We start from the raw sequence: 20,870 nt of genomic DNA on the forward strand, positions 1-20,870 counted from the left end.
TCCAACACCAAATCACCACCGCCAAAAACACCACCACCGACACCCCCGAACAACAACTCACCAACCTCCTCCACACCGGCGACACCTGGACGATCAGCTAGTCGCCCGTCGACACGTCGAAGTGGCCGTTCCCCGCGCAGGGGGCCGGCCACTCGTCGGTTCGGAAGACCAGCCGCGTCAGGCGCGGACCAGCCGGGATGCGGGGCGGGACAGCCAGCGTCAGGCGCAGCCAGCCGGGGTGCGGGGCGAGCCAGCCGGGGTCAGGAGCTGGTGGTGGCGGTGGGTCGGTCGTCGCGGACGTGCACGAGCATGTCGCCGGTCTCGATCACCGCGCCGGCCCGGTCCGCCAGGGTGACCACCTTGCCCCGGCGTACCAGGGCGATGACCAGGGACTCCAGCTCACGGGGGGACTTGCCCACCTCGTGTCGCTCGGCGGAACGCATCGCCAGGGCCATCCCCTGCCCCGGGGTGAGCAGATCCTCCACCACGTCGATCAGCGGCGGCGCGGACGTGGAGAGGCCGAGCAGTCGACCGGCGGTCGCCGAGGACACGATCACGTGGTGCGCCCCGCTCTGCCGCAGCAGCGGGGCGTTCTCGGCCTCCCGGACCGCCGCGATGATGCGTACCTGACCGGCGGTGAGCTGCCGGGTGGTCAGCGCCACCAGCACCGAGGCGTCGTCGCTGTCGGTGGCGATGATGACGGCCTTGGCGTTGCGGACGTGCGCCTCCTCCAGCACCGACGAGCGGGTGGCGGAGCCCTCGATGGCGACCAGCCCGGCCGAGGTGGCCTGCCGCAGGGCGGTGCCGTTGCGTTCCACCACCACGATCCGGGACTTGTCCAGCCCGTTCTCCAGCAGGGCGGAGACCGCACTGCGGCCCTTGGTGCCGTAGCCGCAGATGATGACGTGGTCCTTCACGGTTCTCCTCCACCGACCCAGCCGACGGCCGGTCCGGTACTGCTCGGTCAGGACTTCCAGGGTGGTGCCGACCAGGATGATCAGGAAGATCACCCGGGCCGGGGTGATGAACAGGACGTTCACCAGCCGGGCCGACTGCTCGAACGGGGTGATGTCGCCGTACCCGGTGGTGGAGAGGGTGACCACCGTGTAGTAGAAGCAGTCGAGCAGGGTCAGCCCGTTCTCGTCCACGTCGCGGTAACCGTCGCGGTCGAGATAGACCACCGCGACGGTGAGCAGGACCAGACCGAGGGCGGCGGCCAGGCGGAGACTCAACGCGCTGAGCGGACCGCGCCGCTGCGCCGGGAAATGGATCACGGTCGGTCCTGCTCCCCCTGGGTCGCCTGCACGAGCACAACATAGCGGTTACCAGGCAGGTCGACCCGCCGGGACGTCGACCTGCACCAACGGTGAGCACCCCGTCACCTCGTACCCGCCGGAAGCGGTCGGCGGTAGCCGGCCCGTCACCCCCGTACCGGCCGGTGCGGGGGCCCGGTGCCGCAGGCTCCCGGGGCCCCCGGTGCGGTCGGCTTGCCGTGACCCACCGGGGCCGCCGACGGGGCATGATGGGAGGGTTCCGGGACACCGGCCACGAGGAGGCCCGCATGTCGCTGCTGCGTCGGGTGATCGGCGGGGTGCTACGCCGGGTACGGCTGCGTCAGGGCCGCACGTTGCGCGAGGTGGCCGCCGCCGCCGGGGTGTCCCTGCCCTACCTGTCCGAGGTCGAGCGCGGGCGCAAGGAAGCCTCCTCCGAGGTGCTGGCGGCGATCTGCCGGGCACTCGGCATCAACCTGTCCGACCTGCTCGAAGAGGCCCGCGACGAGCTGCGCCGGGTCGAGCGTCGGGTCCCCGTGCCGCCGGGCGGGAGCCTCGCCCGACTGGACCGGGTGCCGACCGCCCGCCAGGGCCGAACCGGACCCGGAATGACGACCGTGGGCAGGGCCGGGCCCTGGGGGACGACCGTGGGCAGGGCCGGGCCCTGGGGGACGACCGTGGGCAGGGCCGGGCCCTGGGGGACGACCGTCGGCGGGGCCGGGACGGCAACCGTCGGCGGCGCCGGGACCGGGATGACGACCAAGGGCGGGACCGGGATGACGACCGTCGGCGGATTCGGATTCGGGTTCGGGACGACGACCGTCGGCGTGTCCGTCCGGGTGGTCGCCGTCGTGTCGACCGCCCGCCCCGCTGCGCGTACCGCCAGGGTGCCGGGACGGCGGCGGGTCGGCACGGGCCGGCGGCGGCTGCTGGTCGGGTAGGCCGGCCGGGTTCTGCCGAGGGCGGATCTGCCGGGGGCAGAAAGGCTGGGGCGGTGGCCGCCCGACGGTGCAGGCTGGACCCGCCGGTCCCCGGGCGGAGCGAGGTCGCCCGCCGGCAACGCGGAGGGTGGTCACCATGATCGGGTACGACGTGCGCATGCTGGACGGCGGGCAGCCGGCCTTCGGCGACCAGGTCTTCGAGCGGCTGCTGCGGGAACGGATCATCTTCCTGGGCACCGAGGTCACCGACGCCTCGGCCAACCAGATCTGTGCGCAGATCCTGCTGCTCGCCGCCGAGGACAGCAAGCGGGACATCTATCTCTACATCAACTCACCGGGTGGTTCGGTCAGCGCCGGCATGGCCGTCTACGACACCATGCGGTACGTCCGCAACGACGTGGCCACCCTGGCGTTGGGGCTCGCCGGGTCGATGGGGCAGTTCCTGCTCTGCGCCGGGGCGGCAGGTAAGCGGTTCGCCCTGCCGCACGCGCGGGTCATGATGCACCAGCCGTCCGGGGGGATGGGTGGCACCGCCGCCGACATCACCATCCAGGCGGAGAACATGCTGCACGTGAAGCGGACCATGCAGGAGCTGATCGCCGAGCACAGCGGGCGCACCCTCGACGAGATCCAGGCCGACTGGGACCGGGACCGGTGGTTCACCGCCGAGCAGGCCCGGGAGTACGGCCTGATCGACCAGGTCCTCACCCGGGTCGACCAGCTCCCCGGCTGACCGCCAGGTCGACGAACCGGTAGCCCGACGCGGTCGGCTCCGGGGCGGCCCGGCCCAGTGCCCCACCCACCTCACCCGGGGACGGCCGATCGACGGTCAGGGGCAGGGCTCGGAGGTGATCTCGTGGAACTCGGTGTAGGCGCCCCAGTGGTAGCTCGGGTCGCCGGGGCACTCGCTGAAGGTCGAACCGCCGACCAGGTTGGAGTGGGCGGCGTTGTCGAAGTAGGCGACGAAGACGATCACCCCCTTCGCCTGGGCGGGCGCGGCGGCACCGACCAGCCCCAGGCAGGTCACCGCAGCGACGACGAGGAACGAGGTGATCCGACTTCCGAACCGGCGCATGTCTGCCTCCTCGAACGAATCAGGACCGCCATCCTAAGTGGACCGAAGCAGATCGAGAAAGGCGAACATCAATCAGACAAATCCGGGCGGGCGATCACTCCCCCTGCTCGCCGGTCCGTATCGTGCGGGCCGAGCAGCAGGTCAGCGTGGTAGCGATCGCCGACCGGCGCGATCGGCGTATGCGACGGGGTCGACCGCGCCCTCGCCAGAAAGGACCTTTCCCCGAATTCAACGGCGGACGCGGCCGTACGGGACAAGCGGGTCGTACGGCGATTCCGCCGCCATTCCCACCGGACTCCCCGGTGCCGCCCGGCAAACGGGAGGCACCTACCGGACAGCGGACTGCACCTTGACCGGCCCGCACCGTCGTGACAGCCTCACGGATAGATCATCGTCCATGGTCAGGTGAGTCGACGAGGGGGTCGCCGTTGCGCGACAGGGACGTCGTCCCGGTGAGCGACCGGGTGTCCACACTCGCCCGCCGGTTCCCGCACCGGGTGGCCCTGGCCGACCGGACCGGGGAGGTCACGTACGCCGATCTGGACCAGCGGGCGGACGTGCTCGCCGACAGCCTGTCCGGGGCCGGCGTCGGGCCGGCGACCGTGGTGGCGGTCGTCCTGGAACGCGGCGTTCCCCTCGTCACGGCGGCCCTCGCCACCTGGCGCAGCGGGGGCGTCCTGCTACCCCTCGATCCGGCCAGCCCGCCGGCCTGGAACCAGTCGGTCGCGACGGCGGCGGACGCCACGGTGCTCGTGTCGACGTCCGTGCTGCACCGGGCCCCCGGCATGCGCCAGGTGGACCCGACGCGGCCGGCCGCCGGGCCACCGCGACCGGGAGGCCGGCCCGCTGCCGGCGACCCGACCGGGCTGGCGTACGTCATCCCCACCGCCGGCACGACCGGCACCCCGAAGCTGGTCATGATCGGCCACGACGCGGTCGCCAACCTCATGGCCGCGCAGCAGCGCTGGTTCGGTGACCTCGGCGACGACGCCCGCGTCCTGCTCCATGCCAGCCCGGTGGCGGACGGCTGGATCTTCGAACTTCTCCTCGGCCTCGGTGCCGCCTGCCGGCTGGAGGTCGTCGACCGGGATGCACTGGTCGGTGCGCCGCTGGCGCGGCTGCTCGCGGAGCGGGCCGTCACCCACGCGGTCCTGCCCGCCGCCGTGCTCGACTCCCTGCCGGAGGACGACCTTCCCCGGCTGCGGACGCTACTCAGTGTCGGCAGTCCGTTGGCACCGGCCACGGCGCGGCGCTGGGTCGACCGGTGCGAACTGGTCAACGGTTACGGCCCCACCGAGGCCACCGTGGCCAGCACCCTGCACCGGGTCAGCCGGGCGGACACCGACGGCGAGCGCATCCCGATCGGCCGGCCGATAGCCGGATACGACGTCCTCGTCGTCGACCCCGACGGCCGGGTCGTCGCCGACGGGCAGCCGGGCGAGATCGTCATCGTCGGCCGTGGCGTGTCGCGCGGCTACCTCAACGCCCCCGAACTCACCGCCGCCCGGTTCGGGCAGGTCGACGGCGGCCCGTCCTACCGCACCGGGGACCGGGGCTGCCGGGACCCCGACGGCCTCGTCCACCTGCTCGGTCGGCTGGACGCGCAGGTGAAGGTCCGTGGCTTCCGGGTCGAGCCGGCCGGCGTCGAGGCCGCGCTGCTGCGGCTACCCGGGGCCCGCTCGGCGGCCGTCTCCGCCGTCGCGGCGGACGCCGGCCCGGTCTCGCTCGTGGCGCACGTCGTACCGACACCGGGCTACCGACCCTCCGGTACGGCGCTGCGGGCGGCCCTGGCCCGCGCCGTCCCCGCCCACCTGGTGCCGGACCTGGTCGTGGTGGTGGACGCCCTGCCGCTCACCGCCGCCGGGAAGGTCGACCGGCGGCGGTTGGCGGTACCGGCCGGGTCCCGACCACCGCACACCCCGACCGAACGCGCCATCGCCGCGATCGTCGAGGAACTGGTCGGCGTCGACGGGGTCGGCCTGGACGACGACCTGACCGACGTGGGCTGGCACTCGCTGCTGACCACCCAGGTCGCGTTCCGGATCGAGCGACGGCTGGGCATCCGGCTCACCCTGGAGGAGATCGTCCGGGCCGGCACGATCGGGCGGATCGCGGCGGTCGCCGCCGGCCGGACACCGGACCCCCGATGAGCGGCGGACCAACCGTGCCCGGCCTGCTGCGGCAGCGGGCGGCGGACACACCGGACGCCGCCGCCCTGTGCCACCCCGACGGCGCGACGCTGACGTTCGCGCAGTGGGACCGGTCGGCGGACGCGCTCGCCGCCGCGCTCGTCGACGACGGGCTACGGGTCGGCCAGCGGGTGGCGTTGCTCTTCGACGAGCGGGAGTGGTTCGGGTACGCCACCGCGTTCTGTGGCGTGCTGCGGGCCGGTGGGGTGGCGGTGCCGCTGTCGGCCCGGCTCCCGCCGGGACAGCTCGTCGAGCGGGTCAGAGTCGCCGGGGCGGTCGGGATCATCCGGGAAGGCTGCGCCGTCCCCCCGGAGCTGGGCGGCTGGCAGCGCGGGCCGGCCGGGACCGCAACCGACGCCGTGCCCGACCGGGCGACCCCGGACGGCGCGGCCCAGATCATCTTCACCTCGGGGACCGAAGGGTCGGCCAGGGCGGTCGTCGCCACCCACGGCAACCTCACCCACGGGCACGACACCGCACCCGGCCGGCGGCAACTCGCGCACTCCCGCCATTTCCTGCACGCCTTCCCCATCGGGACGAACGCCGCCCAGACCATGCTCCTCACCGGCCTGGCCGCCGAACCCGCCGCGCTCGTCGTGCCCCGGTTCGACGCCGCCGAGGTCTGCGCCGCCGTCGAGGAGTTCCGGGTCGGCACCCTCTTCCTCGTCCCGTCGATGGCCCGGGAGCTGCTGGCCTCCGGCGAACCCGACCGTCGTGACCTGTCGTCGCTGATGCTCGTGGGAACGACAGGCGACGTGCTGCCCGCCGCCGTCGCGCGGGCCCTCGGCGACGCCCTGCCGTACGCCACCATCGTCAACACCTACAGCTCGACCGAGGCGGCGCCGGCCCGCACGACGATGGTGTTCGACAGCCGACGCCCGGACGCGGTCGGTCGGGGCACCGTGCGGATCACCGACGACGCCGGCCGGGACGTCGCTGCGGGCGAGGTGGGTCAGGTCTGGATCGGCTCCGACGCCCCACCGCGCCGCTACCTCGACGGTGGTGACGCCGCGACGTTCCGCGACGGTTGGACCCGCACCGGTGACCGCGGCCGGCTCGACGACGAGGGCTACCTGCACCTCACCGGCCGCGCCGCCTCGACCATCCACTCCGGCGGCACGAAGGTCTCGCCGTCCGCTGTCGAACAGGCGCTGCACGAGCACCCCGACGTCCGGGACTGCGCGGTGCTCGCCCTCGCCGATCCGGTGTTGGGCGAACGGCCCGCCGCCGTGCTGGTGACCCGTACCGGTGCCGTACCGGCGGACCTGCGGGCCTTCCTCGCCGGCCGGCTGTCCGGCGCGGAGATCCCGCAGCGGATCGTCTGTGTGGACGCGTTGCCGCGCAACGACGGCGGCAAGGTGGTCACCCGGTCGCTGCGGGACCTCTTCCCGCCGGCCGGATCGACGCCCGCCGCCGCCCCGGTGACCGTGGTCGAACGACGACTGGCCGACATCTGGGCGACCGTGCTGGGCGTGGCCGCCGTGGGCCGCGACGACGACTTCCTCGCCCTGGGCGGCAACTCGATGTCGGCGTTGCGGCTGGCCCGTCTCGTCTCCGACCAGTTCGCGGTCGCCACGCCGGTGTCGGCGCTGTACGCCCGGCCGGGCCTGGCCGCGCAGGCCGCCTGGATCGCCGACCGGATGTCCGGGTCACCGTGACGCAGTTCGTGCCGACCTCGCCGCTGCAACGGGGCATCTGGTTCAACGAGCAGCTGGTCGCGCTCGGGTCGGCGTACACGGTCGCGGTCACCGCCCACCTGCGCGGCCCGGTCGACGTGGGCCGGCTGGCGCGGGCCTGCACGGCGCTGGCCGCGCGGCACCCGCTGCTGACCGCCGGCTGCCACAACCTCGACGGCCTGCCCTGGCTGGCGGCCGGCGAGCACCCGCTGACGCTCGCGGTCGAACCCGCCGCCGACGGGACCGTCCGCGAGCGGGTCGAACGGGCCTGCCGCACCCGGTTCGACCTGTCGGCCGGGCCGCTGGCCCGGGTCTGGTGGTTCCCCCTCCCGAACGGAGGTGGGGTGCTCGTCCTGGCCGCCCACCACCTGATCGTCGACGGCCGGTCCAAGGACATCCTGCTGCGGGACCTGGCCGACCGCTACGGCCCCGACGCACCGGCGGTGGCGGCGCAGCCGGCCGAACCCGGGTACCGGACGCCGCCGGAGCACCTGGTCGTCGCGGCCACCGAATACTGGTGGCGGAACCCGCCACGACCTGTCGAGCTGCCCCGCGACGGCGGGGTACGCCCCGGCGACACGGTCGTCCGCGCGCTGACCCCCCGGACCCGTACGAGGCTGGCCGAGGCGGCCGTCGCACTGGACGCGACCCGGTTCGAGTTGCTGCTCACCGTGCTCGCCAACTGCCTCGCCCCCGACGACGGGCCCACCTCGATCGCGATCGAGCTGTCGGTGCGTACGCCGGCCGAGGCGGACCGGATCGGCATGTACGTCAACGAGCTTCCACTCACCCTCCCCACGCCACCGACCGGCTCGTACGCGGCGGCGCTGACGACCGTCCGCGCCGGCCTGCGGGAGCTGTACGCCCACCGGACGGTCCCGTTGGCGATGTGCCGGCCCGGGACACGGCCGTTCCTGGCCACCGCCGCCGTCTCGGTCAGCTACCGGCGGATCGCCCCCGGCCCGGTCTTCGCCGGCGTCGCCACCACTGTGGACTGGTCGGCGTTCAACGGGGTCGCCCGCAACGCCCTGCACGTCATGATCGCCGACGGCGAGCAGACCCACGTCACGTTCCAGTTCCCGGCGTCGGCCGGGGCACGCCGACGGGCCGACGCCCTGATCGACCGGGTCCTGGTGGTGCTCGACCGCAGCCTCACCGCGCCGCAGGCGACCCTCGTCCGGCCGCAGGAGGAGCCGCCCCCGTGGACCTGAGCCTGTTCTTCTTCTCCGCCAGCGCCGACGACGCCCACGACCTGCTGCTCGACAGCGCACGGTTCGCCGACGACCACGGCTTCGCGGCGGTCTGGACGCCGGAGCGGCACTTCCACGAATTCGGCGGCCCCTACCCGAACCCGGCGGTGACCGGTGCCGCCGTCGCGGCGGTCACCCGGCGGGTCGGTGTCCGCGCCGGCAGCGTCGTGCTCCCCCTGCACGACCCGTTGCGGGTGGCCGAGGAGTGGGCGGTCGTGGACCGGATCTCCCACGGCCGGGCCGGGGTCGCGTTCGCCTCCGGTTGGCACGCCGTCGACTTCGTCCTCGCCCCCGACCGGTACCCGCACCGCAGGTCGGCGTTGCCGGAGCTGATCGACGAGGTGCGTGCCCTGTGGCGGGGCGGCACCACGCCACGTCCCGACGGCACCGGCGGTCGCGTCGACGTCGAGGTGTTCCCCAAGCCGGTGCAGGCCGACCTGCCGGTCTGGATCACCAGCGCCGGTGACCTGGCCACCTTCGAACTCGCCGGGCGGCTCGGCGTCGGCGTCCTCACCCACCTGCTCACCCAGAGCCTCGACGAGCTGCACACCAAGATCGGGCGGTACCGGCGGCTGCACCCCGGGCAGGGCCGGGTCACCCTCATGCTGCACACCCTGGTCGGGCCGGACGACCAGGGCGTGTCCGCCCTGGCCCGGGAGCCGATGACCCGTTACCTGCGGTCCTCGCTCGACCTCGTGGCGGGGATGCTGCCCGGCTCCCCTTTCCACGACTCCACGATCACCGAGGACGAGGCGGACTTCCTCATCGGCCGGGTGCTCGACCGGTTCCTGGCCGAACGGGGGCTCTTCGGCTCGGTGCCGACCTGCGCCCGTACCCTGCGCCGGCTCGCCGAGGCGGGCGTGGACGAGGTCGCCTGCCTGATCGACTTCGGCCTGCCGGCGGCGGCGACCAGATCCGGCCTCACCCACCTGGCCCGACTCGTCGAGCGGTGACCCCGGCGGCGGACCGGCGCCCCTGCCTACCGGCGGCGTCCGCGCCACCGGACCCCCGGCGAGGCCGGTGCCCGCGTCGGGCGGTGCCCACACCCACGTCTGCCGATCGAAGGAGCGCTGATGGACGACGACCTCCCCGCATTCCCGCTGCCGCCCGCGTCGGGGCTCGCTCCCGCCGCCGACTTCGCCCGCCGACGCGAGCAGTGCCCGTTCGGCCGCGTCCGGCTGCCCAGTGGCGACAGCGCGATCCTGCTCGTCCGGCACGCCGACGTCGCCGCCGCCGTCGCCAGCCCCGCGCTGTCCCGCAACCACCTGCTCGCCGACGCTCCCCGGCGCAGCGGCGAACCCAACTTCCTCTACGACCCGGACCTGCTCATCAACCAGTCCGAGCGGTCCCACACGGCGGTGCACCGGGTCGCCACCCGGGCGATGGACCACGCGCGGGTCGCCGCCCACCTACCGGTGGTCCGGCAGGTGGCCGGCTCCCTTCTGGACGCGATGACCGCCGACGGCCGCCGCGACGGTGACCTCGTCGTCGGGTACACCGACCGGCTCCCGCTGCTGACGATCACGCGGCTGCTCGGCATTCCGCCCGAGGACTGCGACAGGATCCGCCGCTGGTCGGGGGCGTACACCCATTCGCATCCCGGCACGCCGCAGGAACGGGCCCGGCTCGTCGCCGAGTTCGGCGCATACGTACGCGGGGTCGTCACGGGCGGGTCGGACGCTGCGCTGCTGGCCGACCTGGTCGACCCACCGGACTCCGCCACCCGGCTCTCGACGGACGAGCTGGTCAGCCTGACCAGGCTGATGCTGTCGGCGGGGGTCGAGGCCCCGGCGACCGTGCTCGGCCGGGCGATGCTACGGCTCCTGGGGGACGACGCGGCGGACTGGCGGGCCTTCGTCCGGCACGGCACCGACCCCACGGCGATGGCCGACGAGCTGCTCCGCCTGGTGTACGCCGGCAACGTGGCCGCGCTGCGGACCGCGACCACCGACCTCGTGCTGCCCTCCGGCACCGTGCCCCGGGGTACGGCCGTGCTCCTCGCCTGGATCTCGGCACTGCACGACCCGGAGGTCTACCAGCAGCCGGAGGCGCTCCTGCCGCACCGCAGCGGCCCGAAGTTCGTCGGGTTCGGCGGGGGCCGCCACTACTGCCCGGGTCGACGGCTCGGCCGGGCGATCCTGGCGGTGGGGCTGGAGCGGCTGCGGGCCCGGTTGCCCGGCCTGCGCCTCGCCACCGACGGGCCGTTCCCCATCGCGGAGCGGGAGGTGGGTGGGGTCGTCACCACGTTACCGGTGCGCTGGTAGCGCCGGACACCACGTCGGCCGCCTCGGGCAGGTGGTCGGCGAGGGCGGTGAACTGCGCCCGGGTCAGGTACGACGGGTTGGCCGCCTGTGGCTGGCGGAACACCTCCAGCCCGGCCAACCGGGGGTCGGCGCGCAACCGGTCCCGGTGCAGCCGTCGTGGCTCGGGCAGGACGGTCAGGTCCAGTGGCACCGTCCAGGGCGCGCGGGCCTCCCCGCCGGGCACCGGCTCGCCGGTGAGCCGGCCGATCCCCCAGACGCCGTACGGCAATCGACCCCGGCTGCCGCTGGCCCAGAACACCACGGGCTGACCGGCCCGCATCAGCCGGGCCCGGTAGCCGGGGCGTACGCACCAGCCCGTCACCCGGGGGTCCCGGGCGAACCGGCCGGCGAGGTCGACCAGGTCCGCATTGCCCTTGATCAGCCAGGCGCCCAGGTCGTCCCGGGTCACCTGACGTTCGTCGGTGCGTGCGTGCGGCACGTCGGGTCCTCCTCGGCAGTCAGATCAGCCCCTCCCGGACCGCGTAGGCTACCGCGTGGGTGCGGTTGCGCAGCTGGAACCGGCTGGTGATGTCGTGCAGCACGTTCTTGACGGTCCGCTCCGAGTAGCTCAGCCGGGTCGCCACCTCCCGGGTGTCCATCCCGTCCGCCACCAGCCGCAGGATCTCGCTCTCCCGCACCGAGAGCCCGTTGACGTCGATGCCGCGCGGGGCGAGCACCGTCTGCTGGAGCCGGGTCACCTGCTTGACCAGCAGACCGAGCACCTCCGGGGGCATCGCCGCCCCGCCGGAGGCGGTGCTGACCACGAGTTGGGCCAGCCGGTGGCCGGTCGCCTCGGTGCGTGAGGCGAGGGCGCGTACCCCCAGCTCCACGGCGGGGATCAGCGCCGAGTCCGACTCGACGGCGGCGACCAGCACGAAGCGCCGGCAGCCCAACCGGCGCACGGCCCTGAGCACGTCGAGCGTGTCCCGGTCGAGGGTGTCGGCGGCGACCACACCGACGGTCTCGGCGGTGATCATCTGCGCGGGTACGACCTCGATCTCGGCCCGGCCACGCAGCGCCGCGGTGATCCCGGCCGTGGAGATCGGGTCGGGGGTACGGATGTAGGTCTGGGCACGTCCGTTCATGGCGGTTCCTTAGCTTCCGGGCTGAGGCGGGCGTCGGCTGCCAGGCTGACGCTCAGCAGGGGCAGATCGGTGGTCCGGAGGCCGGTGCCGAGCGGTTCCGTGACCGGGTGGGAGTCGCTTCGCCGAGATGGACACCGGCCAGCGGGTGGTGGCGGTGCCCGTCGTCCACGGTAGAGACGGCGGTCGGTCGCGCACTGGAGGCCGGCTGGACGCCGGCAGATAGACATCCTTGCCGGGTGACAACGTTTTGAGCTGCTCAAATGCCCGTGCGTCCACAAGTGAACGATGGGGGCACCGGCAGAACCGGCAGAACCGTTGCCCCCAAGGGCGGACGGCCCTGCCCCATTGGCAGGTTTGACCTGCGGGTAGCCCGGTGATTCAGTGGCGAAGATCATGGTCATCCGACCGGTCAACCGGCAGAATCATGTGCTGGCAGCGCTGGTGGGACGGACGCGCAGCCATGACAGGGAGGCCCGTTGATGGCCGACAGCGGTGGTGAGATCCGACGACGACGACTGGGTGCCGGACTGACCCAGGAGCAGCTGGCCGAACGGGCGGGAATCAGCGTCCGGGCGGTGCGCGACATCGAGCAGGGCCGGGTCCGCAACCCCCGGGCCGAGTCCCTCCGGCGGATCGCCGCCGCCGTCGGTCCGCCGCAGCTGAAGCCACCCGGCCCGGCGCCACCCGTCGCCACGCCGGCACCGACCCTGCGCATCGACGTGCTGGGGCCGCTGCGCATCCAGGTCGGCGTCGAACCGGTCACGCTCGGCTCCAACCGCCAACGGATGCTGCTCGGCCTGCTCGCCCTGCACCCGGACGCGATCGTGTCCCGCCACGAGATCGTCGACGTGCTCTGGGGTCACGACCCGCCGGACAGCTGCCTCAACCTCGTCCACACCTACGTCGCCCGGTTGCGTCGGGTGCTGGACCAGCCCGGCGGCCCCGCCGCCACCATCACCCACGTCGGCGGCGGCTACCGGTTGAGGGTCGACCCCGCCCAGCTCGACCTGAGCCGGTTCGCCGCCGCGATCGAACGCGCCGAGGGCAGCGTCGCGGGCGACCTGCCGAGCCTGGACCGGCTGGCCGGGGCACTGGCGCTGTGGCGGGGGCCGGTGCTGGCCGACGCGGCGCCGAGCCTGACCCAGCACCCGACCGCCGCCGCCCTGAACCGACGTCGCATCGCCACCGCTGTCACCTACGCCACGCTCGCCGTCGACCTGGGCCTGCCCGACCGGGCGGTCCGGGAACTGCACGCGGTGGCCAGCCACGAACCGCTGCACGAGCAGGTGCACGCCCGGCTGATGCTCGCCCTGGCCGCCTGCGGCCAGCAGGCCCGCGCGTTGGCCCTGCACCGCAACCTGCGCGACCGCCTCGCCGAACAGCTCGGCGTGGAGCCCGGCCCGGAACTGCGGGAGGCACAGCTGCGCATCCTGCGCCAGGACCTGCCCCGGATGGTCACCCACCCGGGCGGGCCGGTGACCGGCACCGTGCCGGCACCCCGCCTGACCGAAGTGGCACCCCGCCGGCCCGAGGTGGCGCAGCCGACCCCACCGTCGCGCCACCGGTCACCGGCGCAGCTGCCGCCCGACGTCGCGTACTTCACCGGGCGCAGCACCCAACTGGCCGCCCTCGACGCGCTGCTGGTCGGGGCGACGGCGGCCCGGGGGCCGGTGGTCATCTCCACCATCACCGGGATGGCCGGGGTCGGCAAGACCGCCCTGGCGGTGCACTGGGCGCACCGGGTCCGCCGGCACTTCCCGGACGGGCAGCTCTACGTCAACCTGCGTGGCTACTCGACGGCCAGCCCGGTCCGCGAGTCGGAGGCCCTCGCCGGGTTCCTGCACGCGCTCGGGGTGCCGGCCGACCAGGTGCCGGTCGACCCCGGGCAGGCCGCCGCGCTGTTCCGCACCATGCTGGACGGTCGCCGGATGCTGGTGATGCTGGACAACGCCGCCAGCGCCGACCAGGTCCGCCCGCTCCTGCCGGGGGCCGCCGGCTGCCTGGCGCTGGTCACCAGCCGGGACCGGCTCAGCGGGCTCGTCGCCGTGGACGGAGCACGCCGCCTCGACCTCGACGTGCTCACCGTGGACGAGGCCGGCACCTTGCTCACCCGGATCATCCCGCCCGACCGGGTGGCCCGCTCAGGTGAGATCGCCGAACTGGCGACGGTCTGCGCCCGGCTGCCGTTGGCCCTGCGGATCGCCGCCGCCAACCTGATCGACCAGCCCCAACAGTCGATCAGCGCGCACACCGCCCGGCTGACCGCCGGTAACCAACTCGCCGGCCTCCGTGTCGAGGGAGACGACCAGGCGGCCGTCCGGGCGGCGTTCGACCTGTCGTACGCCGCGCTGCCCGCCCCGGCCCGCCGGCTGTTCCGGCTGCTGGGCACCGCGCCGGGGACGGACGTCACGGTGACCGCCGCCGCCGCCCTGGCCGGGATCGGTGAGCCGACCGCCGCACACGAGCTGGACCGGCTCGCCGCCGCGCACCTCGTCCAGCAGGTCACCCCCGGCCGGTACGCCTTCCACGACCTGCTACGGCTCTACGCCCTGGAGCGGGCCACCGCCGAGGACCCCGCCGGGCAACTGCGGTCCGCCATCCGACGCCTCTACGGCTGGTACCGGCAGCGCACCGACGCCGCCGCCGCCACGATCTATCCCCACCTCGTGCGGTTGCCACCCGACGGGGCCGAACCGCACCCCGGTGGGTCCCCGTTTCCCAGCTCAGCCGGGGCGATGGCCTGGCTGGAGGAGGAACACACCAACCTGATGCGGGTGATCGCGCACGCCGCCGAGAACGGGGCCGACCCGGCCGCCTGGCGGATCCCGGACGCGCTACGCGGCTACTACCAGTTCCGCCCGCACAGCGACGGCCTGGTCGCCGCGACCAGCGCACTGCACGCCGCACAGCAGGTCGGCGACCATGCCGGTGAGGCCGCGAGCCGGCTCGGGCTGGCCAGCCTGCATCTGCGCCGTGGCGAGTACGCGGTGGGTCTGTCCCACGCCACCGCGATGATCGACGCGGCCCACCGGGCGGCCTGGCCCGAGGGGTTGGCGGCGGCGTACGGCACCTGTGGGCTGCTGCACCTGCGGGCCGGCCGGCTGGCCGAGGGGGCCGAGTTGACCCGGCTGGCGGTGAGCATCCACGAACGCCTGGGCGGTCCCGAACGGCTCAGCACCAGCCTCGGCAACCTCGGGGTGATCTACCGGGACATGGGGCGGCTCCGCGAGGCAGCCGAGGTCTTCCGGCAGTCCCTGGCGCTGACCCGCAGCACCGGGATGTGGATGAGCGCCGGGATCAGCCTGAGCAACCTGGGCGAGGTCCAGCACGCCCTCGGCCAGCACGGCGAGGCTCTCGACCACCTGCGGGAGGCGCTGGATCTCAGCCGGCGGACGGGCTACCGGCCCACCGAGACGGAGAGCCTGCGCCGGTTGGCGGCGCTGCGCGTGCAGACCGGCGACCTGGGCCCGGCGACGAAGCTGGCCGACGAGGCGCTGGCCCTCGCCGACCTGATCGGCGACACCGCCCAGCAGGCGGCCGCCCGCAACGTGCGCGGCGCGATCCACCAGCGCAACGGCGACCCGGCGGCGGCCATCGAACACCGGCGGGCACTCGAACTCGCCCGGGCCGGTGGTGCCCGGGGTGAGGAGGTCGAGGCGCTCATCGGGCTGGCCGAGGTCTTCGGCGACACCGACCCGACGGAGGCGGTCGCGTTGGCCCGGCAGGCCCGGACGGTGGCCCGCGCCGCCGGCTACCGGGTCTGGGAGGGGCACGCCCTGGTGGCCGCCGCCGAGGCGATGCGGAACACCGACCCGGTGACCTCGGCGCGGACCGCCGAGGAGGCGCTGGCCACCCACCGGGAGACCGGGCACCTGCTCGGTCAGGTCCGGGCGCTGCGGTTGCTGGTCGCGCTCGGCCCGGCCGGTGGCGTCGACGCCGCCCAGCAGTCGGCGTACCGGCGGGAGATCACCGAGCTGTCCCGGCGGGTCCGCCCGGTGGTCGACGAGGACCTGCCGGTCAGCCCGTGACGGTGAAGTGGCGGCGGCTCTCGTCGTCCAGCGGGGTCAGGGTCGGCCGGCCGCCGTCGTCGGTCCCGAGCGCCAGCAGGCCCTCGACCGGGGCGTCGTCCTGGTGCGACGCGTGCCACCTGATCCGCAGCTCCGGCCCCCGGTCGTCACCCCCCGGCTCCCACCGGGGGGTGAGGGCCAGCCGTACCGGGGATCCGGTGCTGTTGCGTACGGCGTCGGGGCCGCCCCGGCCGGGTCCGCCGTCGACCCCGGCCACCAGCAGCGTGACCTGCCGGAAGCCGAGGTGCCGACGCCCCCGGTGCCACAGCACCGGCCACGACTCCCGGTTGGCCGTCGGGTCGTCACCGTAGTGGGCGTCGATGCCGACATCGTCCCCGACGGTTCGGTGGGTGACGCTGCGGTGGACGCCGGCCGGGGCGACCAGGTAGCGGTGCATGGTGCACCGGAGCCCCAGCAGCAGCCGGACCGTCCCCCGGAGGGCGGGCCCACCGTGGTAGGTCAGCAGCACCGCACCCGGGTCCGCGGCTGCGAAGTGCAGCATCGCCGACCGTGCCTGACCGGCGGCGTCGCGTACCGCCAGGGTCTGTGGACCGTCCAGGCCCTGGAAACCGGTCACCGTGACGGTGTCGTCGACGTAGGGCGTGGGGTGGGCCTGCGGCAGCTCGGCCGGCGCGGCGGTGAGCCCGGTCGCGTGCCACGCCGGGCGGCCACCGCCGGGCCGGCGGGCGGCGTGCACCGGCACCGCAGGCCGGTCGTGCACCCCCGCGTTGACCGGGGTGACGAGGAAGTGGGTACGGGTGGCCAGCGACTGGTCGGCCACCTCGAAGAGACCGTCGCTGTGCACCAGGAACGAACCCACCTCGTCGTGTTCCGGGGTCAACCGGACTCCCCCGACCGTGGTCTGCTCGTGGTGCACCCGGTAGCCGACCCGGATCGCCGGCACCGTGCCGTGGGCGGCCTCCAGCCGGGCGGTGAAGACCAGCGAGCCGACCTCGTTGAACTTGTTGAACGGGTTACGGCCGGCCTCGACGGCATGGGGCGACACGCTCAGGTCGGTGATCCCCCAGCAGGGGAAGTGCGACAGCGCGCTCTGTCGGAGCACCAGCGCCCCCATCCCGACGTCGGCCACCACGTAGTCGAAGGTGCTGAACCGGACCAGCAGGTCCACACAGACCCGCTTCGGGCCGGCCGGGCCGGATCGACGGCGCAGGTAACGCAACCAGTAGGAGTGCTGCCGTTGCTGGTCGCCACGGACCATGCTGGTGCCGGCGAGGTGGGGCTGCGCCGGGGAGATCAACTCCCGCAGCGTCGCCTGCTCCGGGAAGCCCGCGCCGCCGAACCCGGTCACCGTGAAGGCGTCACCCACCGGCTCGTCGGGCCGGTATCCGGTCAGCCGTATCCGACCAGGCACAGTTTGTCTCCGCTCAGCTCAACACGGTCAGATGCTGGTAGGTCTGCTCGTCGGCGAAACGGACCACCGGCCCGCCGGAGGCGTCCACGGTGATCAGGAACGCGCCACCGACCGGCACGGCGGGGTCGGCTGCCGGGCCCACCGCCTCCTCGGACCAGCGGACCAGCAACCCCGGCACCTCGTCGTCGGTGCCCTCGTACCACTCGGGGACGAACCGCAGCCGCGACCCGACCGGCCCGGTAGGGGCGGCGGCCCCGGTAGGGTCGCCGTCGTCGGGCAGGGGACGCAGCGACACGTCGACGAAGCCGGGGTGCCGGCGGCCGTGGTGGAAGACGACGGCGTCGGCGAACTCGTTCTGCTCGATCAGGTAGCAGCAGGTGCGCAGGTGCAACGCCAGGCGGGCCCGGACCCGGCCGGCCCGGCGGTCGTCACCCCGGTCACCGGCGCGGGCGTACTCCACGATCATCCCGTCGTCGCGGATGTCGCCGCCCATCGACGCGCTGTACCAGCGGGGGTGACCGGTGTGCCAGACCCCGATCTGGTCGGGGCCGGCGACCCGCTCGAATCCCTGCACCTCGACCGCGCCCCGGCGGGCCCGACCGGTCGACACCCGCATCGCGGTGACCGGTGGCGGGGCCGTGACGCCGGTCGCCCGGTAGACGGTGAGGCTGCGCCCGGGTGGCGGCTCGGCCCCGACGATCGGCCGGTCGTGCACCGACCCGCTGACCGGGACGAGTCGCCACGACGAGCACCCAGGCGTCCCGGACGCCGGCTCCAGGGTGATCCCGCCGTCGCTGTGCACGGTCAGCGCCCCGGTCTCCTCGTGCCCGGGGGCGTACCCGTCCCCGACGATCGGGTTGGCCACGTGCCGCACCCGGTGCACGACCCGGATCGCCGGCACCGCGACGCCCGTGCCGGCGGCGGGAACGAACCCGATCTCCGGCTCGAAGACCAGCTGACCGGCGTCGTTGAACTTGTTGAACGGGTTCCGACCGCCGGCCCCGGTGTCCCGCAACGAGATGCTGAGATCCTCGATGCCCCACAGGCCCGGCACCGGCAGCGTCGACCGGGGTGAATACCGGTCGGTGCCGGGTCGGACCTGGTAGGGGAAGGTGCTGAACCGGATCACCAGCTCCACCGCCACCAGCTTCGGGTGCCCCGGACCCGGGCCCCGGTAGCGGTACCGCAGCCAGTAGCAGTGCCGCCGGGTCTGGGTGCCCCGGTCCAGCCACACCGCACCGTCCTGCTCGTCCGGCCACAACTCGTCGGCGAGGAACTCCCCGACCGGCAGGGCGGCGTCGCGGAAGCCGGTCACGGTGAACCGGTTGCCGGAGAGTTCCTCGGGCTCGTACTCGATGGTGGTCACGGCGTGCTTTCCCTCTGTCCGCCCGGTCGGGGGTCCGGGGTCGTGGCGGTGACCGGTGGGTCCGTGGGGTGGGGCGGACGCCGGGCCGGCAGGCGGGGTGCCGGCCCGGCGTCGGCGGTCACACCAGGTCGTACTCGCGGGCCAGGTACTGGAACTTCTCGTCGGTCAGCACCGTGGCCAGGACCCGCTGGTCGGCCTCGGAGAGATCGTCCACCTCGTCGTCCAGCACGCGGTCGAGCACCTCCCGGGCGGCAGCCGGGTCGAGGTCGGCCAGCGGTTCCGGCGACGACGCGTCCGGCTCCGGCTGCTCGACGGGGTACGCCGACCCGCCCGACCCGTCGGGGCCCGGCCCGTCGTAGGCCTGCCCCTCGTAGGCCTGCCCGTCATAGCCCGACTCGTCGTAGGCCTGCCCGTCGTGGGCCTGACCGTCGTACGGGTGCTGGTCGTCAGCCTGCTCGTCGTAGCTCTGCTGGTCCTGCTCGGCGGCCTGATGGGCGGCGGCCACCCAGTGCTGGGTCACCGAGTCGATCATCCGGGCCATCTCCGCCGCCGGCTCACCCAGCTCGTCGACGGCGAAGACCTGCACCGGCGTGAGGGAACTGGCCTGGTGGTAGACGGTGTCGTAGAAGTCGGCCAGCCAACCGTTGCGCTGGTACCAGTCCGGGTCGCCCCAGCCCTGCCCGAGCAGGTCGGGCAGCAGCTCCCAGCCGGTCTCCGGCTGCTCGGCGATGATCCGGTGCGCACTGACGACCGCCCAGCTCAGATAGGCGTACGAGTCGTCCAGACCGGCCGGGCCGGTGGTGTCGAAGTTCTCTGGATAGTTCATCGCTCGTCTCCCGCTCAGCCCGTGACGGTGAAGTACTTGTTGCTGTCGGCGTCCAGCAGGCGCAGCACCGGGCTGCCCGACTGGTTGACCCCGAGCCGGAACTGCCCCTTGTTGCGGTGGCTGCGGGAGCGGCCCTCGGCACCGGCGTGTTCGGCGGCCCAGTCGATCCTGAGCTGCACGCCGACCTGCCCCTCGACCTCCTCGACGTACGGCCCGAAGAACAGCGTCGACTCCTCGTGGTGCCGGTTCTTGACCGCGTCGACGTCGTACCGTTCGCCTTTCTCCCCGACCACCGCCGCCTCGCCGCGCCCCACCTCCAGCACCCGCAGGGAGACGTCGCGGAAGGCGGTGTACCGCACCCCGTTCACGTAGACGATCTGCCGGTTGCCCTGGTCGTCCGGTGCGGTGAGGTAGGGCACCAGGGTGAAACGCAGCAGCAGCAACGCCCTGATCTTGGTGCGGACCTTCCGGCCCAGCACGGCACCGTCGCGGACGTACTCCAGTCGCAGCGCCGCCTCGTGCCCGTCGGCCTCCGCCGCCGAGGCGACGACCGGCTGCTGGCCGTTGTTAAGGACGGTGATGGTGTTCGGGCCGTTCATCCGCTCGAAGCCGATCACCTGCATGCCCCGGTACTCGTGCGGGTCGAGCATCCGGCCACCGTGGTCGATCCCGCCCAGCTCGATGCGCTGGGCGTTGAGCACGGTGGTGGTGCCCGCCTGGCCGACCTGGTCGACCCGGGTCGGGCGCTGGTGCACGCTGCCGCTGAGCGGGGTGATCCGGAAGTGCTTGTCGGTACGCCCCTCACCGTGGTTGATCTCGAAGCTGCCGTTGCTGTGCACCAGGAACGCGCCGGCGTCGTTGTGGCTCAACCCGAGGGGTGCGCCGAGCAGGTTCTTCGCCTGGTGCTGCACCCGGTAGTTGATCCGCAGGTGGGGCATACCGTCGTTGGCGACGGCCGCGTCGAAGGTCAGGCTGCCGGACTCGTTGAACTTGTTGAACGGGTTGCGCCCCCGGCCGGTCGGCATCAGCGACACGCTCAGGTCGGTGATCCCCCAGCACGGGTAGTCACGCAGGACCGCCCGTTCCTGCGCGGTCGGGCCGTCGTCACCGACCTTCGGCACGTAGTCGAAGGTCGTGAAGCGCACCAGCAGCTCCACACAGACCCGCTTCTTGTCCGTGACGCCGATGCCCCGGCGCAGGTAACGCAGCCAGTAGACGTGCTGCCGGGACTGGCCGCCCCGGACCATGACGAGCTGGCCGTCGGCGATCGGCGCCGGTGAGATCAACTGGTTCAGCGGCACTTCCGTCGGGAAGCCGGCGTTGCTGAACCCGCTGACCTGGAACACCCCGTCTGTCAGCCCCTTGGCCTGCCCCTGCGCGAACCCGATCATGTTCGCGGTGGTGTTCAGGGCGATGGCGACTTCTGTCACGGATACACCTCCGACGTGG

Annotated in this window: 16 protein-coding genes; 8 read left to right on the forward strand and 8 right to left on the reverse strand. The window is 73.6% G+C overall.

What is annotated here, in order from left to right:
• Positions 1-260 precede the first annotated feature (260 nt).
• A complete protein-coding gene (locus AB0K25_RS14465) occupies positions 261-1,274 on the reverse strand; it encodes a potassium channel family protein (protein ID WP_219466769.1) in 1,014 nt (337 codons plus the stop codon).
• 287 nt (positions 1,275-1,561) lie between these two features.
• On the opposite strand from AB0K25_RS14465, the gene AB0K25_RS14470 reads away from it, so the two are divergent.
• Both AB0K25_RS14470 and AB0K25_RS14475 read left to right on the forward strand, forming a co-directional pair.
• A complete protein-coding gene (locus tag AB0K25_RS14470; protein ID WP_363820486.1) occupies positions 1,562-2,212 on the forward strand; it encodes a helix-turn-helix transcriptional regulator in 651 nt (216 codons plus the stop codon).
• 136 nt (positions 2,213-2,348) lie between these two features.
• The gene (locus AB0K25_RS14475) at positions 2,349-2,945 is read left to right on the forward strand and encodes an ATP-dependent Clp protease proteolytic subunit (protein WP_208565766.1); all 597 of its coding nucleotides are present in this window, start codon (positions 2,349-2,351) and stop codon (positions 2,943-2,945) included.
• A gap of 96 nt (positions 2,946-3,041) precedes the next feature.
• Here the strand turns inward: AB0K25_RS14475 and AB0K25_RS14480 are convergent, their stop codons facing one another.
• On the reverse strand, positions 3,042-3,287 hold the full coding sequence (locus tag AB0K25_RS14480) for a hypothetical protein (RefSeq protein WP_219466765.1): 246 nt from the start codon (positions 3,285-3,287) through the stop codon (positions 3,042-3,044).
• A 452-nt stretch (positions 3,288-3,739) separates the two neighbouring features.
• Between AB0K25_RS14480 and AB0K25_RS14485 the strand changes: the two genes are divergently transcribed.
• The 5 genes from AB0K25_RS14485 (at position 3,740) to AB0K25_RS14505 (ending at position 10,666) form a co-directional block, all read left to right on the forward strand.
• Positions 3,740-5,437 carry a non-ribosomal peptide synthetase gene (locus AB0K25_RS14485; protein WP_363820489.1) on the forward strand — a complete coding sequence of 566 codons (1,698 nt, stop codon included), beginning with the start codon at positions 3,740-3,742 and terminating at the stop codon, positions 5,435-5,437.
• The gene (locus tag AB0K25_RS14490; RefSeq protein WP_363820492.1) at positions 5,434-7,134 is read left to right on the forward strand and encodes an AMP-binding protein; all 1,701 of its coding nucleotides are present in this window, start codon (positions 5,434-5,436) and stop codon (positions 7,132-7,134) included. The genes AB0K25_RS14485 and AB0K25_RS14490 overlap by 4 nt, the downstream gene beginning before the upstream one ends.
• Complete coding sequence (locus AB0K25_RS14495; protein WP_363820495.1) at positions 7,131-8,363, forward strand: condensation domain-containing protein; 1,233 nt, start codon at positions 7,131-7,133, stop codon at positions 8,361-8,363. Before AB0K25_RS14490 ends, AB0K25_RS14495 begins: the two co-directional genes overlap by 4 nt.
• The gene (locus AB0K25_RS14500) at positions 8,354-9,355 is read left to right on the forward strand and encodes a MupA/Atu3671 family FMN-dependent luciferase-like monooxygenase (protein WP_219466751.1); all 1,002 of its coding nucleotides are present in this window, start codon (positions 8,354-8,356) and stop codon (positions 9,353-9,355) included. Before AB0K25_RS14495 ends, AB0K25_RS14500 begins: the two co-directional genes overlap by 10 nt.
• Before the next feature lie 120 nt (positions 9,356-9,475).
• The gene (locus tag AB0K25_RS14505; RefSeq protein WP_363820498.1) at positions 9,476-10,666 is read left to right on the forward strand and encodes a cytochrome P450; all 1,191 of its coding nucleotides are present in this window, start codon (positions 9,476-9,478) and stop codon (positions 10,664-10,666) included.
• On the opposite strand, the gene AB0K25_RS14510 is transcribed toward AB0K25_RS14505, so the two are convergent.
• Both AB0K25_RS14510 and AB0K25_RS14515 read right to left on the reverse strand, forming a co-directional pair.
• Entirely contained in the window at positions 10,641-11,144 is a 504-nt protein-coding gene (locus AB0K25_RS14510) for an EVE domain-containing protein (protein ID WP_255597874.1), read from the reverse strand. The genes AB0K25_RS14505 and AB0K25_RS14510 overlap by 26 nt on opposite strands.
• Positions 11,145-11,163: 19 nt before the next feature.
• The gene (locus tag AB0K25_RS14515; RefSeq protein ID WP_208565759.1) at positions 11,164-11,790 is read right to left on the reverse strand and encodes a response regulator transcription factor; all 627 of its coding nucleotides are present in this window, start codon (positions 11,788-11,790) and stop codon (positions 11,164-11,166) included.
• Positions 11,791-12,269: 479 nt separating this feature from the next.
• Here AB0K25_RS14515 and AB0K25_RS14520 point away from each other — a divergent pair, with 479 nt between their 5' ends.
• The gene (locus AB0K25_RS14520; RefSeq protein WP_219466735.1) at positions 12,270-15,818 is read left to right on the forward strand and encodes a BTAD domain-containing putative transcriptional regulator; all 3,549 of its coding nucleotides are present in this window, start codon (positions 12,270-12,272) and stop codon (positions 15,816-15,818) included.
• Here AB0K25_RS14520 and AB0K25_RS14525 read toward each other — a convergent pair.
• From AB0K25_RS14525 to AB0K25_RS14540, 4 genes are all read right to left on the reverse strand, one after another.
• On the reverse strand, positions 15,808-17,229 hold the full coding sequence (locus AB0K25_RS14525; protein WP_363820503.1) for a hypothetical protein: 1,422 nt from the start codon (positions 17,227-17,229) through the stop codon (positions 15,808-15,810). The genes AB0K25_RS14520 and AB0K25_RS14525 overlap by 11 nt on opposite strands.
• A gap of 13 nt (positions 17,230-17,242) precedes the next feature.
• Complete coding sequence (locus tag AB0K25_RS14530) at positions 17,243-18,595, reverse strand: hypothetical protein (RefSeq protein WP_363820506.1); 1,353 nt, start codon at positions 18,593-18,595, stop codon at positions 17,243-17,245.
• 118 nt (positions 18,596-18,713) lie between these two features.
• Entirely contained in the window at positions 18,714-19,421 is a 708-nt protein-coding gene (locus AB0K25_RS14535; RefSeq protein ID WP_363820509.1) for a hypothetical protein, read from the reverse strand.
• 14 nt (positions 19,422-19,435) lie between these two features.
• A complete protein-coding gene (locus AB0K25_RS14540) occupies positions 19,436-20,851 on the reverse strand; it encodes a hypothetical protein (RefSeq protein WP_363820512.1) in 1,416 nt (471 codons plus the stop codon).
• Between the last annotated feature and the right edge of the window lie 19 nt (positions 20,852-20,870).

The sequence above is a fragment of the Micromonospora sp. NPDC049257 genome (genome assembly GCF_040678915.1).
GTDB lineage: Bacteria > Actinomycetota > Actinomycetes > Mycobacteriales > Micromonosporaceae > Micromonospora > Micromonospora antibiotica.

Coding starts and splice junctions, on each gene's coding strand:
- AB0K25_RS14470 (WP_363820486.1), top strand. CDS start 1,562: ATGTCGCTGCTGCGTCGGGTGATCGGCGGGGTGCTACGCCGGGTACGG.
- AB0K25_RS14490 (WP_363820492.1), top strand. CDS start 5,434: ATGAGCGGCGGACCAACCGTGCCCGGCCTGCTGCGGCAGCGGGCGGCG.
- AB0K25_RS14515 (WP_208565759.1), bottom strand. CDS start 11,790: ATGAACGGACGTGCCCAGACCTACATCCGTACCCCCGACCCGATCTCC.
- AB0K25_RS14480 (WP_219466765.1), bottom strand. CDS start 3,287: ATGCGCCGGTTCGGAAGTCGGATCACCTCGTTCCTCGTCGTCGCTGCG.
- AB0K25_RS14520 (WP_219466735.1), top strand. CDS start 12,270: ATGGCCGACAGCGGTGGTGAGATCCGACGACGACGACTGGGTGCCGGA.
- AB0K25_RS14535 (WP_363820509.1), bottom strand. CDS start 19,421: ATGAACTATCCAGAGAACTTCGACACCACCGGCCCGGCCGGTCTGGAC.
- AB0K25_RS14475 (WP_208565766.1), top strand. CDS start 2,349: ATGATCGGGTACGACGTGCGCATGCTGGACGGCGGGCAGCCGGCCTTC.
- AB0K25_RS14505 (WP_363820498.1), top strand. CDS start 9,476: ATGGACGACGACCTCCCCGCATTCCCGCTGCCGCCCGCGTCGGGGCTC.